General features: G+C 65.0%; 16 protein-coding genes. 8 read left to right on the plus strand and 8 right to left on the minus strand.

Annotated elements, in window-relative coordinates:
• Positions 1-42 precede the first annotated feature (42 nt).
• Positions 43-1,467 (minus strand): GntP family permease, encoded by a 1,425-nt coding sequence (locus tag QMA10_RS01950; protein WP_290165644.1) that lies wholly within the window; start codon positions 1,465-1,467, stop codon positions 43-45.
• Between the two features lie 233 nt (positions 1,468-1,700).
• Between QMA10_RS01950 and QMA10_RS01955 the strand changes: the two genes are divergently transcribed.
• The 7 genes from QMA10_RS01955 to QMA10_RS01985 all read left to right on the plus strand — a co-directional run bounded on the left by QMA10_RS01955 (position 1,701) and on the right by QMA10_RS01985 (position 8,905).
• Positions 1,701-2,405 (plus strand): GntR family transcriptional regulator, encoded by a 705-nt coding sequence (locus tag QMA10_RS01955; protein WP_356833351.1) that lies wholly within the window; start codon positions 1,701-1,703, stop codon positions 2,403-2,405.
• 142 nt (positions 2,406-2,547) lie between these two features.
• Positions 2,548-3,543 carry a 3-hydroxyacyl-CoA dehydrogenase family protein gene (locus QMA10_RS01960; RefSeq protein WP_290165648.1) on the plus strand — a complete coding sequence of 332 codons (996 nt, stop codon included), beginning with the start codon at positions 2,548-2,550 and terminating at the stop codon, positions 3,541-3,543.
• Between the two features lie 4 nt (positions 3,544-3,547).
• Positions 3,548-5,281 carry a dihydroxyacetone kinase family protein gene (locus QMA10_RS01965; protein ID WP_290165650.1) on the plus strand — a complete coding sequence of 578 codons (1,734 nt, stop codon included), beginning with the start codon at positions 3,548-3,550 and terminating at the stop codon, positions 5,279-5,281.
• A gap of 9 nt (positions 5,282-5,290) precedes the next feature.
• Complete coding sequence (locus tag QMA10_RS01970; RefSeq protein ID WP_290165652.1) at positions 5,291-6,064, plus strand: triose-phosphate isomerase; 774 nt, start codon at positions 5,291-5,293, stop codon at positions 6,062-6,064.
• On the plus strand, positions 6,061-6,528 hold the full coding sequence (locus QMA10_RS01975) for a ribose-5-phosphate isomerase (RefSeq protein WP_290165656.1): 468 nt from the start codon (positions 6,061-6,063) through the stop codon (positions 6,526-6,528). Before QMA10_RS01970 ends, QMA10_RS01975 begins: the two co-directional genes overlap by 4 nt.
• A 59-nt stretch (positions 6,529-6,587) precedes the next feature.
• Positions 6,588-7,553 (plus strand): LuxR C-terminal-related transcriptional regulator, encoded by a 966-nt coding sequence (locus QMA10_RS01980; RefSeq protein ID WP_290165658.1) that lies wholly within the window; start codon positions 6,588-6,590, stop codon positions 7,551-7,553.
• 47 nt (positions 7,554-7,600) lie between these two features.
• Positions 7,601-8,905 (plus strand): PLP-dependent aminotransferase family protein, encoded by a 1,305-nt coding sequence (locus QMA10_RS01985; RefSeq protein ID WP_290165660.1) that lies wholly within the window; start codon positions 7,601-7,603, stop codon positions 8,903-8,905.
• Here QMA10_RS01985 and QMA10_RS01990 read toward each other — a convergent pair.
• The 5 genes from QMA10_RS01990 to QMA10_RS02010 all read right to left on the minus strand — a co-directional run bounded on the left by QMA10_RS01990 (position 8,902) and on the right by QMA10_RS02010 (position 14,128).
• Positions 8,902-9,111 (minus strand): hypothetical protein, encoded by a 210-nt coding sequence (locus QMA10_RS01990; RefSeq protein ID WP_290165662.1) that lies wholly within the window; start codon positions 9,109-9,111, stop codon positions 8,902-8,904. The genes QMA10_RS01985 and QMA10_RS01990 overlap by 4 nt on opposite strands.
• A gap of 67 nt (positions 9,112-9,178) precedes the next feature.
• A complete protein-coding gene (locus tag QMA10_RS01995; RefSeq protein WP_290165664.1) occupies positions 9,179-10,624 on the minus strand; it encodes a dihydrolipoamide acetyltransferase family protein in 1,446 nt (481 codons plus the stop codon).
• 43 nt (positions 10,625-10,667) lie between these two features.
• A complete protein-coding gene (locus QMA10_RS02000) occupies positions 10,668-11,642 on the minus strand; it encodes a transketolase C-terminal domain-containing protein (protein WP_290165666.1) in 975 nt (324 codons plus the stop codon).
• Complete coding sequence (pdhA, locus tag QMA10_RS02005; RefSeq protein ID WP_290165753.1) at positions 11,639-12,760, minus strand: pyruvate dehydrogenase (acetyl-transferring) E1 component subunit alpha; 1,122 nt, start codon at positions 12,758-12,760, stop codon at positions 11,639-11,641. The genes QMA10_RS02000 and pdhA overlap by 4 nt, the downstream gene beginning before the upstream one ends.
• 228 nt (positions 12,761-12,988) lie before the next feature.
• The gene (locus QMA10_RS02010; protein WP_290165668.1) at positions 12,989-14,128 is read right to left on the minus strand and encodes a histidinol-phosphate transaminase; all 1,140 of its coding nucleotides are present in this window, start codon (positions 14,126-14,128) and stop codon (positions 12,989-12,991) included.
• A 103-nt stretch (positions 14,129-14,231) separates the two neighbouring features.
• Between QMA10_RS02010 and QMA10_RS02015 the strand changes: the two genes are divergently transcribed.
• Positions 14,232-14,630, plus strand: coding sequence for a phage holin family protein (locus tag QMA10_RS02015; protein ID WP_290165669.1), 399 nt, complete (start codon positions 14,232-14,234; stop codon positions 14,628-14,630).
• Here QMA10_RS02015 and QMA10_RS02020 read toward each other — a convergent pair.
• Positions 14,581-15,957 (minus strand): hypothetical protein, encoded by a 1,377-nt coding sequence (locus QMA10_RS02020; protein ID WP_290165671.1) that lies wholly within the window; start codon positions 15,955-15,957, stop codon positions 14,581-14,583. The two genes, QMA10_RS02015 and QMA10_RS02020, sit on opposite strands and share 50 nt — an antisense overlap.
• Positions 15,958-16,245: a hypothetical protein gene (locus QMA10_RS02025; protein WP_290165673.1), complete on the minus strand. Its 288-nt coding sequence runs from the start codon at positions 16,243-16,245 to the stop codon at positions 15,958-15,960.
• Between the last annotated feature and the right edge of the window lie 218 nt (positions 16,246-16,463).

A 16,463-nucleotide genomic window follows, 5' to 3' on the forward strand; every position in this document is an offset into this window, starting at 1 on the left:
AAGGACTCCTGGAATGGTTGGAGGGATTTTTGCCGGTCGGGCTCAGGCCGCTACCGCGTAGAGTGCCCAGGCCAGTGCGAAGGACAGGAAGCCGATGGCGGTGCCGACGACGGTCCAGGTTTTCAAGGTGGTCAGGGTGTCAAAACCGCAGAACCTGCCGATGAGCCAGAAGCCGGAGTCATTGACATGCGAGAAGGTGATGGAGCCGGCGGCAATGGCTACGACGACGGCGGCCAGGCCGATTCCGGAGACCCCGAGTTCCATGACGGCTGGCGCCATGATGGAACCGGCGGTGGTGGCGGCGACGGTGGCCGACCCCTGGGCCACCCGGAAGGCAATCGCAACGAGAAAGCCGGCCAGGATGACGGGCAGGCCGATCGCGTCCAGCCCGGAGGCGATGGTTCCGCCGATTCCGGTTTCGGTCAGTACCCGGCCGAAGGCGCCGCCGGCTCCGGTGATGAGGATGATGGAGCAGACCGGGGCCAGCGCGTTGTCGACAAGATCTTCCAAGGCACTGCCGATGGTGCCGCGGCCGCGCCGCGGACGCATGTACAGCAGGTACATGGCGGCCAGAGTGGCTATCAGCAGGGCGATCGGGGTGCTGCCGATCAGCCGGGAGAGCTGGAAGAGGATGTTCTGGTTGTCGACGGTTCCGCCGGCTTCCAGGGTGCTGAACATCGTGTTGAAGAAGATGAGGAACAGCGGCAGCAGCAGCACGAAGATGATCATCCAGAAGCCCGGGCGGGGCGTGTCCTCATCCAGGTCCGCCTCCCCCAGCAGGTTCGGAACGGGCATGTCCGGGTAACGCCTGGCAATAACGAGGGCCAGCCGGTAGCCGCCGAGGTACCAGGCGGGAAGCCCCACCAGCAGGGCAACCAGGATTACCATCCCGATGTCCGCGCCCATGACCGTTGCGGCGGCCGTGGGACCCGGGTGCGGCGGAGTCAGGGCATGCATCATGAGGAACGAGCCGATGGAGGGAAGCACATACAGCATGAAGGAGCCGCCCAGGCGGCGCGCGACGGTGTAGATGATCGGCAGCATCACGATGAATCCGGCGTCGAGGAAAATAGGGAAGGCGTAGAACAGCGACGCGACGGCCAGCGCCAGCGGCGCCCGCTTCTCGCCGAACCGGCGAAGCATGGCATCGGCGAGGACCTGGGCACCTCCCGACACTTCCACCAGGCGGCCCAGGACAGCCCCGAATCCCACCAGCAGGGCAACGGTTCCCACTGTGGTGCTGAATCCGGCGACGACGACGGTCATCACGTCCCCGATGCCGATGCCCGCCGCGAGGGCGGTGAGCACGCTGATGATGATCAGCGCAAAAAAAGCGTGGATCCGCAGTTTGATAATCATGAAAAGCAGGACCGCGATGGCCGTGACCGCGATGGCGATCAGCACACCGGAGGGGCGCTCGGCCAGGACAAGAGTCTCGGCAGGCAGGGCAGCGGGAAGCAAGTGCATGGGAAGAACACCTTTGTTCGCTGGAGTCTCGCTCCAGACTGATGTGATGCAGACCATAGTTCGACTCTGGGCTATACCCTATAGGATATTGGGACCGTGTCCAGCCGGAACCGTAACCCGACAATGCAGGGAATCCCTGTACCGGACCGCCATTCAGGCGCCGGGGCGCGCAATGCCGTGCCCCTGTGGGAAAATCCTGAAGGCATAACCGACGCGGGACCAAGAGGAGCATGATGGGTACGGATGCAGCAGCGGGCGGTGCCTGGGTGCAGCGCAGTGTCCTGGCGGATCAGGTCTACACGGAAATTCTTGCGCGGCTGATGGATGGAAAACTGGCATCCGGGGACCCGCTCAGCATTGACGGCACCGCACGGGACCTTGGCGTCTCGCCGACTCCCGTGCGGGAAGCGCTGGCCCGGCTGGAGGCTACGGGAATGGTGGTGCGGGCTGCACTGCGCGGGTACCGCGTGGCGCCGGTGCTGAGCCATGACGAACTCATGGACCTCATGGAGGCCCGGCTGCTGATCGAGGGCCACACCGCCGAAGTGGCGTGCAGGCATGCTGATGAGGATTTCCTGGCAAAGCTGGAACGGTCCATCGATGACCTGCGGCAGGCACCCAACGGCCCCCAGTTTTCCGATTACCGCTCCTACTGGGAAGCAGATGAGCGTTTTCACCGCACCATCGCCGAACAGACCGGCAACCGCTTCCTGATGGGTGCCTACAACTCCCTGGGCGGACACGTCCACCGCTTCCGCCTGTTTGGCGGAACCGGCGTCCGCGACGCCGGCAGTGCGATCGAGGAACACTCGCAGATTGTCGCCGCAATGCGGCGCGGCGATGCAGCCGAGGCGCGCGCAGCCATGGCCGGCCACATCTGCGGAGTTCAAAACCGCGCAATTCAGGAACACGAAGCAACCCGCGCCGGGGAGCACTAGCCGGGTCCGGCTCCGCCTCCTTCACTGCCCCCAACTGTGGTTGACATCACAACGTGTCCCATGGATCCTATAGGAAAGATGAAATGACGCCGGGTCAATCCGTCCGGGGAAATCATCGATCAGTGCAACGGAGGACTCGCCAGTGACCCAGCGAACAGTAGCCGTAGTCGGTTCCGGATACATGGGTGGAGGGATCGCCCAGGTCCTTGCCCTCGGCGGAGCGCGGGTGGCGCTGGCGGATGTTTCCCGGGAAGTGGCCGAGAAGAACCTTGAACGCCTGCTCACCGAAGCCGGGCAGTTTGTAGCCGACGGACTGTTTCCGGATGATGCCGTGCAGCGCCTGCGGGAGAACCTGTGGGCTGCCCCCAGCATTGAAGACGCCGTTGTTGACGCCACCTACATCGAGGAGGCGGTGCCGGAGGTCCTTGAGATCAAGCACGCCACTTTGCGGCGGATCAGCGACGCGGCGCCTCAGGACGCGGTGATCGGTTCCAATACCTCCACCATCCTCATTGCCAGCCTGGCGGAGGCGGTCTCGAACCCGGGCCGCTTCCTGGGGGTGCATTTCTCCAACCCCGCTCCCTTCATCCCCGGAGTGGAGGTCATCCCCCATGCCGGCACCACGGAAGAAACCGTTGAGACAGCACGGGAGATGGTGGCCCTCACCGGCAAGCATGCCGCCGTCGTCAAGGACGTGACCGGTTTTGTGCTGAACCGCCTGCAGTATGCTCTCTTCCACGAAGCCGCCCAGGTGGTTGAGGAGGGAATTGCCTCGGCTGAGGACGTGGATACCCTGGTTCGAACCACCTTCGGGTTCCGCCTGCCGTTCTTCGGCCCGTTTGCGATCGCGGATATGGCCGGGCTGGACGTCTACTCCTTCTGCTATGCATCTCTGCAGACATCCTTCCCCGAACGGTTTGCCACGCCGGGAATTCTGAAGGACCTCGTGGATGCCGGAAAGCTCGGCACCAAGTCCGGGGCAGGCTTCCTGCAGATTCCCGCGGACAAGTCCCAGGACCTTGTCGCCTACCGAAACAAGGCGTATGTTGCCATGTCCGGGCTCCTCAAGGAGCTCGGACCCAGCCCTGCCGAGGAGGCAGGCCTGGGCACCGCCCGCGCTGCCACGGAAACCCGCTGATGCCATGACCTACCTCCTGAACAACCCCGCAGACTTCGCCGTCGACGCTTTGCGCGGATACACCGCAGCCCATCCCCGCCACGTGATGCAGGCCCACGGCGGCGTGGTCCGTTCCACTGAAACGCCGGAAAACCAGCCTGCGCTGGTGATCGGCGGAGGGTCGGGCCACTACCCGGCCTTTGCCGGCTGGGTGGGACCGGGACTGGCCCACGGTGCGCCCTGCGGCAACATTTTCTCCTCCCCGTCCGCCTCGCAGGTGTATTCCGTTTCCCGCTCCGCGGAGAACGGCGGGGGTGTCCTTCTGGGCTTCGGCAACTATGCCGGGGATGTCCTGCACTTTGGCCAGGCTGCCGAGAAACTGCGGGCCGAGGGTATCGATGTGCGGATCATTAAGGTCTCGGACGACATTGCCTCCGGTCCGGCGCATTCCCACCGGGACCGCCGCGGAATTGCCGGGGACCTCATTGTCTTCAAGATTGCCGGTGCGGCCATTGCGGCCGGTGCCGATCTGGATGAAGCAGAACGGGTGGCGTGGAAAGCCAATGACGCAACCCGCTCCTTCGGTGTGGCCTTTGACGGCTGCACACTGCCCGGCGCCGGTGAGGCCCTGTTCCATGTGCCGGCCGGAGAGATGGCCGTCGGGCTGGGAATCCACGGGGAACCGGGAATCCGCGAAGTCCCCATGGGGACTGCGGCGGAAGTTGCAGATCTGCTGCTCCACGGCGTCCTGGAGGAGGAACCGGAACGCAGCGGCAGCTACAGCGGCCGGGTCTCAGTGGTGCTCAACGGCCTGGGCACGGTCAAGTACGAGGAACTCTTTGTGGTGTACGGCCGGGTGGCCGAGCAGCTGTCCGAGAAGGGGTTCACGGTGGTGGCCCCGGAAATCGGAGAACATGTCACCAGCCTCAATATGGCCGGGCTGTCGCTGAGCATTGTGTTCCTCGACGATGAGTTGGAGCAGTACTGGCTGGCGCCGGCTGATACACCCGCCTTCCGGCGGGCCGCGGGGACAGAGTCCTCCGCACCGCCGCGGACAGGAGTTCATGTTCCCGGTGAGGATCCCATTCCGGAGGCGGCCGAGGAATCCCGGGCATCCGCTGCGGGGATTGTGCAGGTGCTGGAAATGCTGCGCGACACTGCGTCGAAGCACGAAGAGCATTTTGGCCGCCTGGACGCGGTGGCCGGCGACGGTGACCACGGCCAGGGCATGGCCTATGGAACCAGCGGTGCAGCGGATGCAGGCCGGCAGGCTGCTGCCAAAGGCGCCGGAGCGCGGACCGTCCTGCTTCACGCCGGAGACGCCTGGGCCGAAGAAGCCGGCGGCACCTCCGGGGCACTGTGGGGTGCGGCTCTCACCGCGGCCGGCGGCGTCTTTGATGATGCCCGTGCCGTGGCAGCCCCGGAAATAGTTGAGGCTCTGGCCGCGGGAATTGACGCCGTCGTCCGCCTGGGCGGGGCGAAGGCCGGGGATAAGACCATGGTGGATGCCGCCCTGCCCTTCCGTGAGGTCCTGGTGGCGGAATTCGCGTCCTCGGGAGATCTGGCCGGATCCGTGAAACAGGCCGCGGCCGCCGCGCAGGAGGCGGCCGAAGCCACGGCGGGCATCACGTCCCGCCTGGGGAGATCCCGCATTCTGGGTGAAAAGAGCCTGGGCACCCCGGATCCCGGCGCCCACTCCTTCTCGGTCCTGATGGATGCGCTGGCGGACTTCCTTGCCTCCCCGTCCGGCACGGCCTGAGGAACCATCGTGACCGTTTGGATTGGCACCAGCTGGAAGATGAACAAAACCGTCTCCGAAGCGCAGAGGTACACCCGCACCCTGCTCGCCGGTCTCGACGGCCGGGAGCTGGGCACCGTCCAGCCCTTCATCATCCCCCCGGCCACCGCCCTGTCAGCAGTGGCCGGGATTCTGGCGGGCGACCGCCGGGTGCTGCTGGGAGCGCAGAACGCCCATTGGGAGGACGACGGCGCCTGGACCGGAGAGGTTTCCGTTCCCCAAGTGGCCGACGCCGGTGCCCGGCTGGTGGAGATTGGCCACTCGGAGCGCCGCGAGCACTTCGGAGAGAACGACGAAACGGTTCGGCTCAAAGTGGCGGCGGTTTTGCGTCACGGACTGACTCCGCTGCTGTGCATCGGCGAGTCCGCCGAGGTGAAGGATGCCGGCCGGTCCCCGGAGTTCATCGTCGGGCAGGCATCCCGGGCATTGGAGGGGCTTTCCGGGGAAGAACTCGCCCGGGTCCTGATTGCCTATGAGCCTGTCTGGGCGATCGGCGCCGCCGGGCGCCCGGCCGGTCCCCGCGAGCTCGCCGAGCCCTTTTCAGCCCTCGCAGACAGCTGGGGCCACCGGGTGGCCGGATTGCTGTACGGCGGCTCAGTGGCACCGGAAAACGCCGCCGCTTTGCTGGAGATCCCGCATGTCAACGGATTGTTCATAGGCCGCGCCGCGTGGCAGGCACAGGGCTACCTGACGCTCCTGGACATCGCCGCTAACACCATCAACCAAGAACTGAGGACATCATGAGTGAAACCAGGAAGCTGCGGATAGTTATTGGCGGAGATGACGCCGGTTTTGATTACAAGGAGATTCTGCGCCGGGATCTGGAGGCGGACGACCGCGTGGAGAGCGTGGTGGACGTAGGCGTTTCGGACTCGGAGAACACTGCCTACCCCCATGTGGCCGTTGATGCCGCACGCAAAATTGCCGCCGGCGAAGCAGACCGTGCGCTGCTGATCTGCGGAACCGGCCTGGGGGTGGCCATTTCCGCGAACAAGGTTCCCGGCATCCGTGCCGTCACGGCCCATGACTCCTTCTCGGTGGAGCGCTCCGTCCTCAGTAACAACGCCCAGGTGCTGTGCATGGGTCAGCGCGTGGTCGGCATTGAGCTGGCCCGCCGCCTCGCCAAGGAATGGCTGGGGTATGCGTTTGATCCGGCCAGTGCTTCGGCGGAGAAGGTGGACGCGATTTCCGGCTACGAAATGGAATAACCGGCAGGCCAGGGGGTATCGGCGGATAAGGTAGCCTCAGCCGATCGAAAGGAACGGATGTGGATGACTTGTCCCAGGCCGTCTACCGGTACGCCGTAAGCAGCCCGGGGTGGACGGTGGAAGAGGCCTCGGAAGCACTGGGCTTCACCACCCGCTCCATCGAAGCGGCCATCACGTCCCTGGAAGAGCGCTGCCTGCTGGTCCAGGCCGGTAACGGCCGGCACAGCTACACCGCGGTCTCCCCCGACGTCGCACTGGCTGAACTGATTGATCCCGATGAGCGGGCGCTCCTGGATCTCCGTTCACGGATCGGCGCCAAGCGCCGCGAACTGGCCGCGCTCGTGCCCGTCTTTGCCGAGGCCAGCCGGCGGGTATCCACCGATGCCCCGGTGGAGGTCCTGGAGGACCCGGACCAGGTGATGCGCATCCTGATCGGATACGCCAGGTCGGCATCGGAGTGCGTCCTCATGGCGCGGCCCGGCCAGGGGGCCACCGCCGATACCCAGGAGGAAAGCATCCGGAAGGATGTGGACATGCTGCAGCAGGGGGTGTCCCGGCGCACCCTGTACCACTCCAGCATCCGGGACCACATGCCCACGCGAAGAGCCGTGGAAGTGGTCACCGCTGCCGGCGGAGAGTTTAGGACCCTCCCCCAGCTGCCGCTTCGGGCCGTGATCTTTGACGGCAGCGTAGCCGTCATCCCGCGGGCAGCCCATGCGCAGGACCGGGCGGGGCTCGTCATCCGGGATCCCAATGTGGTTTCCGTGCTTGTCCGGCTGTTTGAGTTCGCCTGGGAGCTGGGCGAGCCGTTCCTCGCCGAGGAACCGCGCGGAAACCAGCTGAACAGCGTCCAGCGCTCAATCCTCCGCGCCCTGGCCTCGGGCCAGCCGGACGAAGTCATAGCCCGCCGGATGGGCATCAGTGTGCGGACGTGCCGGCGTCACATCGCCAAGATGCTGGAGGACCTGGGCGCGGAAAGCCGCTTCCAGGCCGGAGTAAAAGCCCACCGGGCGGGGTGGATCTAGAAAACTATTGTTGTCGGGAGGACAACAAGCCGGGCTAGGATGTGGGGATGACATCCGAGGAGACCGCCGCCACAGTTCTGACGGCAGACACCCAGGCAGCCCTTGACCGTGCCGCTTCTTCAACGCATTCTTCAACGCACCGCCATGAAGCTCTTTTTTCAGACCGCGCCTTCCATATCAAGCAGTCGGCAGTACGTGACGTCTTCGACATTTCCATCCGGCCCGGGCTGATCTCGCTGGCGGGCGGCAGCCCCTATCTGAAGTCCCTTCCCCTGGCCGAACTGGGCTTGTCGGCGCAGCGCATTGTTGCCGAACACGGCCTCGAGGCGCTGCAGTACGGCGCCGGACAGGGCATGGAGGAACTCCGCATCCAAGCCTGTGAGGTCATGGCCGCGGAAGGGATTACCGACGCCGATCCTGCGGATGTTGTCATCACCACTGGTTCCCAGTCCGCCCAGGACGTTGCCGCCAAGGTGTTCTGCAACCCCGGAGACGTGGTGCTGTGCGAGGACCCCACCTATGTAGGGGCACTGAATGCGTTCGAGGCGTACGAGGTGGAGATGCACGCCCTTCCGGTGGACGGCGAAGGGCTGGTGCCTGAAGCACTCGAGGACGCCATCGCTTCGCTGCGGAAGCAGGGCAAGACCATCAAGATGCTCTACACCATTCCCAGTTTCAACAACCCCAGCGGTGTGACCCTGGCTGCCCGCAGACGGCCGCGCATTGTCGAAATCTGCGCGGAGGCGAACATCCTCATCCTCGAGGACAACCCCTACGGAATGCTGCGCTTTGACGGCAACCCGCTGGTGCCGCTGCGTGCAGGCAACCCGGATGATGTCCTGTACCTGGGGTCCTTCTCCAAGATCTTTGCCCCGGGCGTCCGGGTAGGCTGGGCGCTGGTGCCCCGCCATCTGCACCGCCGCTTCTATTTGGCCTGCGAGGCGGTGGTCCTCTGCCCGTCGCCGCTCACGCAAATGCTGGTGTCCGCCTATCTGCGCGACTACGACTGGATGCAGAACATCCGCGATTCCCGGAAGCTGTATGCCGCGCGCTGCGCCGCCTTGCTTGCGGCACTGTCCGGAGAACTGCCCGACGGCGTGAGCTGGACAGTGCCCGACGGCGGGTTCTTCGTGTGGCTGAGCATGCCCGAGGGTGTGGACACGTACCCCCTGCTGTATGAAGCCATCGACGCGGGCGTGGTCTTCATCCCCGGAGCCGCGTTCTCGCCCTCGGACGAGCCTTCCAACAAGTTGCGGCTGGCTTTCAGTGCTGTTTCCGAAGAGGACATTGCCGAGGGCGTGCGGCGGCTCGCACCGGTTCTTCGCCGTGCCCTGGAGCGTGCTGCCGGCTAACGGCCCTTTCGCCGCCGTTCCAGGAAGGGAAAGACGACGAGAAACAGGCCGAGGATGATCAGCAGGCGCCAGAAGGTGCCCAGTCCGGGGAAGAGCATGATCAGCAGGCTGGAGATGACAAAGGCGACGGCCAGCAGGATGAGCGTGCGTTTGAGGTCAATGCGCGGCGGACCGCCCTGCCCCTGGGGGCTCCGAGGAATAGTCATAGTGCCCGATCGTATCCGCCGCCGGCCGCTAATGCAGCGCCTGCTCCGTGTTCGCCCCGCCTGCCGCCTAATCCAGCAGCAGTGCAGGCTCTTCCAGGATGGCGGCGACGTCCGCCATGAAACGCGCGGAAAGATCACCGTCCACCACCCGGTGGTCGAAGGATCCGCCCAGGGTGGTCACCCAGCGCGGAACAACCTCCCCCTCCACCACCCACGGCTTCTGCTTGATGGTCCCGAAGGCCACGATGGCCACTTCGCCGGGGTTGATGATGGGTGTTCCGGTATCGATGCCCAGGGCGCCGATGTTGGTGATGGTGAGGGTTCCGCCCTGCATGTCAGCCGGCGGGGTTTTCCCGGCCCGGGCCGTCGCAGCCAGGGCATTGAGGGCGATGGCCAGTTCCTTGAGTGACAGGTCCTGGGCATCCTTGATGTTCGGAACCATGAGCCCTCGGGGCGTGGCGGCAGCAATTCCGAGGTTCATGAAGTGCTTGACCAGGATTTCATCCCCGGCCCAGGTGGCGTTGACCGACGGGTTGCGGGCCGCCGCCCAGATCACCGCCTTTGCCAGGATCAGCAGGGGCGAGACCTTGATGCCGTCAAAGTCCCGGGACGCCTTGAGCCGCTTGACGAACTCCATGGTTCGCGAGGCGTCCACATCCACGAAAATGCTGACGTGGGGCGCGGAAAACGCGCTCTCCACCATGGCCTTGGCCGTAGCCCGGCGGACCCCCTTGACCGGGACGCGTTCAATCCGCTCGTCACGGGGCTTCTGCGCTCCTGCCCAGAAGGTATCCGCGGACTGCTGCTCGGCTTCACGCTGCGCCTGGTAGCTGATCAAGTCCTGCTTGGTCACCTCGCCGCTGGCTCCGGTTGCCGGCACCTCCGCCAGGTTGATGCCGAGGTCCTTCGCCGCCTTGCGTACCGGCGGTTTGGCCAGCACCCGCTGGATCAGGCGGGAGAGCGTGTCCTGCACCGCGGCGCCTGCAGCGGCCACGGCCTGCGGGCGGGGATCGGGTGCGGGGACTGTCGGAGCAGGCGGTGCGGCGGCTGGTGCAGGTGCAGCCGAAGCGGCGGCCGGTGCAGGTGCAGCCGGTTTGCCGGCTGCCGACGGAGCAGTCCGGCCGGTCCGCGGCCGCCGCTTTACGGCGTCGGCCTTGGGGCCCGTGCCGGTAAGGGAAGCGCTGGGCTGGCCGTCGTCGTCGGCCGCTGCCGCCGGAACGGGTGCGGGGGTCATGGGCGCACCGGGCTGCTGGCCGCTCTCCTGGGCCGGCGAACCGGCCGCAACGCTGATGATGGGCGTGCCGACATCCACGGTCTGCCCCTCCTCCACAAGCAGCGCGGACACGGTGCCGGCGTAGGGAGAGGGCAGCTCCACCAGTGATTTAGCCGTTTCAATCTCCACGATGACGTCATTGACGGCCACGGTGTCGCCGGCTTGAACCTTCCACTGGACAATGTCGGCTTCGGTCAGGCCTTCGCCCACGTCGGGAAGGTGGAACGTTCTTTCAGTCATGGTTTCTCAATCTTTGTGTGCGGCACGCTGCTGTGTGGCCGGGTTAGTAGGCGAAGGACCGGTCCAGGGCATCCATCAGCTTGTCGATGTCCGGCAGGTAGTGCTCTTCGACCTTGGCCACCGGATACGGCATATGGAAACCGCCGACGCGGATCACGGGTGCCTCCAGGGACAGGAACGCCCGCTCCGTCACCCGCGCCGCGATCTCCCCGCCGATTCCGCCGAAGGTGGGGGCTTCGTGGGTGACGATGAGCCGGCCGGTCTTGCGGACCGAGTCTGTGACGGTGTCGAAATCGATCGGCGAGATGGAGCGCAGGTCCACCACTTCGATGCTGCGTCCGTCCTCCTCGGCGGCCTTGGCGGCGGCAAGGGCCACGGGCACGAGGGGACCATAGGCCACGATGGTTGCGTCGGTTCCTTCGCGCAGGACGTGTGCCGCAAACGGATCACCCGAGGGGTTTTCCGTGTCGACGTCGCCCTTGAGCCAGTAACGGCGCTTGGGTTCGAAAAGGATGACCGGATCAAGGCAGGTCATGGCCTGCTGGATCATCCAATAGGCGTCCTGGGGACTGGACGGGGTCAGGATCCGCAGCCCTGCCGTATGCGCAAACAGTGCTTCGGGCGATTCCGAATGGTGTTCAATGGATCCGATGCCGCCGCCGTAGGGGATGCGGATAACCACCGGCGCGCTGAGGGCTCCTTCGCTTCGCGAATGCATCTTGGCGAGCTGGGTGGTGATCTGGTTGAACCCGGGGAAGACAAAACCGTCAAACTGAATCTCGCAGACGGGACGGTAGCCGCGCAGCGCAAGGCCGATGGCGGTGCCGATGATGCCGGATTCCGCCAGCGGAGTGTCCATTACCCGGTCCGCACCGAAGTCCGCTTTGAGCCCTTCCGTGACGCGGTAAACGCCGCCCAGATCGCCAATATCTTCGCCCATCAGCAGCGACTTGGGGTTCTGTTCCAGCCCTGCCCTCAGTCCGGCGTTGATGGCTTTGGCCATGGTCATGGTGCTCATGCGGTGGGCTCCTGGGAGTCGGCGAAGCCGGCCTCGTAGCGGCGGTGGAACTCCAGTTCCTCCTGGATCAGCGGGTGTGCTTCGGCGTAGACGTCGGTGAAGGCATCCGTAAACCCCGGCGATGACATGGCAAGCACATCTGCGCGGAGCTTCTCCGCCATGGCCTGGCCCTCCGCCGCCAGCGCCTCAAAGAACTCGTCATCCGCCAGTCCGGCGGCGCGCAGATGTTTCTCCAGCCGAATGAGCGGATCACGGGAGATCCAGGCTTCCTCGTCTGCGCTGAGCCGGTATTTCGTGGGGTCATCGGCGGTGGTGTGGGCGCTCATCCGGTAGGTGAAGGCCTCGATCAGCACCGGGCCCTTGCCCGAGCGTGCGTGTTCCAGCGCCCAGCTGGTGACAGCCCGGACCGCAACTGCGTCATTGCCGTCCACTCGGATGCCCGGGAAGCCGTAACCCTTTGCACGGTTGGCGAGCGGAATACGGGACTGAACTTCCGTAGGTACCGAGATAGCCCAGTGGTTGTTCTGGCAGAAGAACACCACAGGTGCGTCGTAGGAGGCCGCAAACACCATGGATTCGTGCACGTCACCCTCCGAGCTGGCACCGTCGCCGAAGTAAGCCACTGTGGCGGCCTCGGGCAGCTGCGGATCAATCTTCCGGTCACGGGCCATACCCATGGCGTAGCCGACGGCGTGCGGCACCTGCGCGGCCAGGACCAGCGTGTAGAGGTGGAAGTTTGTTTCGCTCGGATCCCACCCGCCGTGGGACACCCCGCGGAAGCGGCGCAGCAGTGAAGACAGTTCCAGGCCCCGCGTCAGGGCGACGCCGTGCTCCCGGTAAGTGGGAAACACATAGTCCTGCTGCTGCAGGGCGCTGCCGGAACCGATCTGCGCACCTTCCTGCCCGGTCATCGGCACCCACATCACCAGTTCGCCCTGGCGCTGCAGGGCCGTGGCTTCCTGGTCGAAGCGGCGGATGGTGTACATATCCCGGTACATGCCGCGAAGGTCTTCGGCGTCAAGCTCCGCGGCGTAGGCACCGTAAGGGCCGTGCAGGAGGAGCTCGCCTTCAGGGCTAAGCATCTGCACCATCGCCGGATCAGCCTCCCCTCCCACCATGCCGGGATCCGCGTTGCCTGCCCCGTTTTCGGGCAGGCCGGAAGCGGTGGCCTCCGGGCGGACAGCCAGATGCTTCAGATCCATGCTTACTCCTCGCCGGGGCGGTCAGCGACCGGCCCGCGTTAGATACATATGCCTCAGAAGGAATAGATCACAGCTGCGGCATATATGTGGAACGTACCTCCCCAGCCTAACGAGGGCCGGGTCCTGCCCCGCAGTCAGGACACGCTAGGAAACCCGGGGTCCCTTTGTATAAGTCGCACATAGCGCGAGGAATCGGGTGTTGGCCTCCGGCTCACCGATGGTGACCCGAATCCCCTCGGTGCCGAACGCCCGCACGGCCAGGGCCTGTTGCTCCGCCAGCGCTGCGAACTCGGGGGTATTCTCTCCCAGAGCCAGCCAGACAAAGTTCCCCTGAGCCTCAGGAATCCACCATCCGAGGCCCTCCAAACCCGTCACCACACGGGCCCGCTCCTCCACCAAGCCTTGTATTCTTTCCACAAGTTCCCCGTGATGGCGCAAAGAAGCCACTGCAGCTGTTTCAGCAAGCTGCGAGACGGCAAACGGCACCGCTGACACCCGCAGGTGCTGGGTCACCTGAGGGTGTGACACCGAATATCCGACGCGGAGACCTGCCAGTCCGGCACCTTTGGAGAAGGTCCGCAGCACCACTACGTTCGAGTGTTTCCGGTACATCTCAATTCCGTTGACGGCTTCCGGATCCCGGACGAAGTCTTCATACGCTTCATCAATCACCACCAGTACATCGCCGGGCACCTTGGCGAGGAAGTCCTCAACCTGGCTGGAGGTCAGGGCCGGTCCGGTCGGGTTATTGGGCGTGCACAGCAGGATCACGCGTGTCCGCTCAGTAACAGCCGCCGCCATGGCGTCCAGGTCATGGGTGCCGTCGGCCTGCAGCGGCACCTGGACACTGTCCGCTCCGGACAGCCCCACACTAATGGGATAGGCCTCAAAGGAACGCCACGGGTAAATCACCTCGTCCGAAACACCGTTCTCATCCTGCCCGGCAAAAGTGGAGAGCAGCTGGTTCAGCGCACCCAGGCTGCCTGCGCCGGTCACGATGTCCTCGGCCGGCACGTCCAGGAAGGCCGCGAGCTCGGTGCGCAGGGCAGTGGACAGCGGATCCGGGTACCGATTGAAGTCCTGCCAGTTGCTGATGGCGTCAAGCACGGCCGGCAAGGGCGGTAACGGGTTTTCGTTGGACGACAGCTTGTAGCTCTGCAGCCCCTCGATAACCGCCGGCGGCTTCCCCGCCGTGTAGCGGGGCAGCTTCCCCATTACATTCCGGGGGCGGATCCCGGAAGCCGGGACCTTGGCGGCGTTGGTGTCCTTTTCGGTGGTCGTCATGGACTTAACCCTAGTCGCCTCCGCCGGCGGGTGATGCGGACCACTGGAACCGGCGGACACCTCCCTTCGTGTCTTCGGGGCGCGGCTGTGTCAGCATTGAGCCATGCGCTTCCTGGTCCAGATCCTCATTAATGCCCTCGCCCTGTATGTGGCTGCGTGGCTGCTTCCCGGCATCACGGTTTTCGAGACCGGCGACGCCGTCACAGGCAATCCCACCATTGACCTGGTGCTGGCGTTCCTCTTTATTGGTCTGCTGTTCGGCATTGTCAACGCGCTGATCCGGCCGGTCGTCAAGCTGCTTACCCTGCCGCTGACCATTCTGACTTTGGGCCTGTTCACCATCATCGTCAACGCGGCCATGCTCATGCTGACATCCTGGCTGAGCAGTTACACACCGGTTGATTTCAATGTGGATTCCTTTTTCTGGACCGCCGTTCTCGCCTCCATCATCATCAGCGTGGTCTCCATGGTGGCCGGCTCACTGACCGGAACCCGCCGGTAGCGGATCCGCGGCCTGCGGACGGGGCGACGGCGCTTTTCAGCTCAGCGGCCGGTTTCCGGGAGGGTTCGGAAACCGGCTTCCTCGAGAACCGAAAAAGGCTTCGCGCAGCAATTGATGCCGGCGGAAGGATTTGCCCCAGATATCCGGCCGTTTCCTGCAGGGACCGGTCCTTGCCGGCATCTGCCTGGTTGGCCAGGTCCAGATACAGGTCCAGGTCATGCGCAGGTCCCAGCCCGTCACGGACGGCATCCGGGGGGACCGGGGTCCGTCCCGTGACCGTAATCCTGTCGGCGGTGTCCGGGTTCAGGGTTCCGTCCGCGCCGGGAACCCAATCCTGGTAGTGCTCCAAGTGGACAACTCTGAGCCCGTCGGGGGTGATCCTGTCCCCTGCCGGCGCGCCGGCTGTCAGCACCATTGCAACGGAGAATTCTCCGGACTCCGTCAGGCGCGCTCCGGTATTCACTGCATGGATGCCGCCCTGGCTGTACCCGACCAGGATGACCGCATCCTCTGCCGAGGCCCCCGACTCCCGCAGGGCCTGTGCCACGGCCGCGGCAACATACTCGCTGTCCCGGGCACGGCCCTCCGCGTTTCCATACGCGTCGAAGGGGTTTGGTCCCACCATCAGACTGCCCGAGTCCTGCATGCCGGGCAGGGTGACAATCCGGACACGGCGTTCCCCCTGGTCGACGGTCAGGATTTCCACTACTCCGCGGTCCGGTGCGTCTAGCAGGACCTTTGAACGTTCCAGCAGCCCCCGGGCCGATCCGGTGACCGGAACTGTTCCCCCGCCGTCGTCCAGCTTGGCGACATCAAGCGGTCTCAGCTCTCCGAATCTGCCGTCAGCCAGCCGCTCCAGCAATTTTTCAATGAGGAACCCGTCAAACGGCGGAACCGTCAATTCACTGACGCTGCGGTCCGGAAAGCCGCCGCCGCTTCTGTGCCACATCTCGATCCCCACCGGCACTCCCACGGCCAGCCACGAGATTGTTTCTTTCAGCCGACCCTCCGTGTCCAGGTAGTTCCGGGCAGCCCGGCGAAGATTCGCGGCCGCTTCCTCCAGTTCCCGCCGGTTCCGGGCAAGGCCTTTGATGACGAGCTCCGCAGCGCCGGCCGCTTCACGGGCGTGACCGTGCACAGCGCTGGTTCCACTGAGCAGCAAGTACATTTCCATGCAGGTGGACCGCAGGGCGGTGAGCCGTCCGGCGGTCTCCTCCAGTGCGCCGGCCACCGATTCCAGCTGCCCGTACTCCACCGTCAATCCGTGTGTACCGCCCCGCACATGGATTCCTGGGGAATTGTCTTCCGCGGACCACTGATAAGGCATCTAGGGCACCTCGTGGCCCAGGGCACGGAGTTCTTCCACATGCCGTGCCACGGCGCCGGCACAGGTTTGCAGGTCTTCCAGCGTCGTTGACACGTTCCCGATGGACTGCCGCAGGAGCGTTGTGAACTCCGCAGCCGCCGGGGAATACCAATCCATCCGGATAAGGGCAGGCAGCTCCTGTTCGATGCCCGCCAGCTCCTTCACCGCCTTTACAACCTCAGCGGCTGCCTCAGCCGCAGCGTAGACATCGCGCGGATTGACCGCCATTGACTCCGTAGCCACCTTCATCAGCTGCCGCCCCTTTCCCGGTCTGAAGACTCGTTCAGCGATTGCCCTTCCAGTTCTTTCATGTCCCGGCTTCCCTCTTGTTCCGCCGGCCCGGGGATGGGGAGGACCCCCGCCGTCACCGCAGTGCCCCGACCCCTGTGGAGGACAATCACGCCGTCCCGCACGGACCATGTCACAGAGCGGAGGCTCCGGCGGAACATGAAAGAATTACCGCATGG

It is taken from the genome of Arthrobacter sp. APC 3897 (assembly GCF_030407495.1).
Taxonomy (GTDB): domain Bacteria; phylum Actinomycetota; class Actinomycetes; order Actinomycetales; family Micrococcaceae; genus Arthrobacter_B.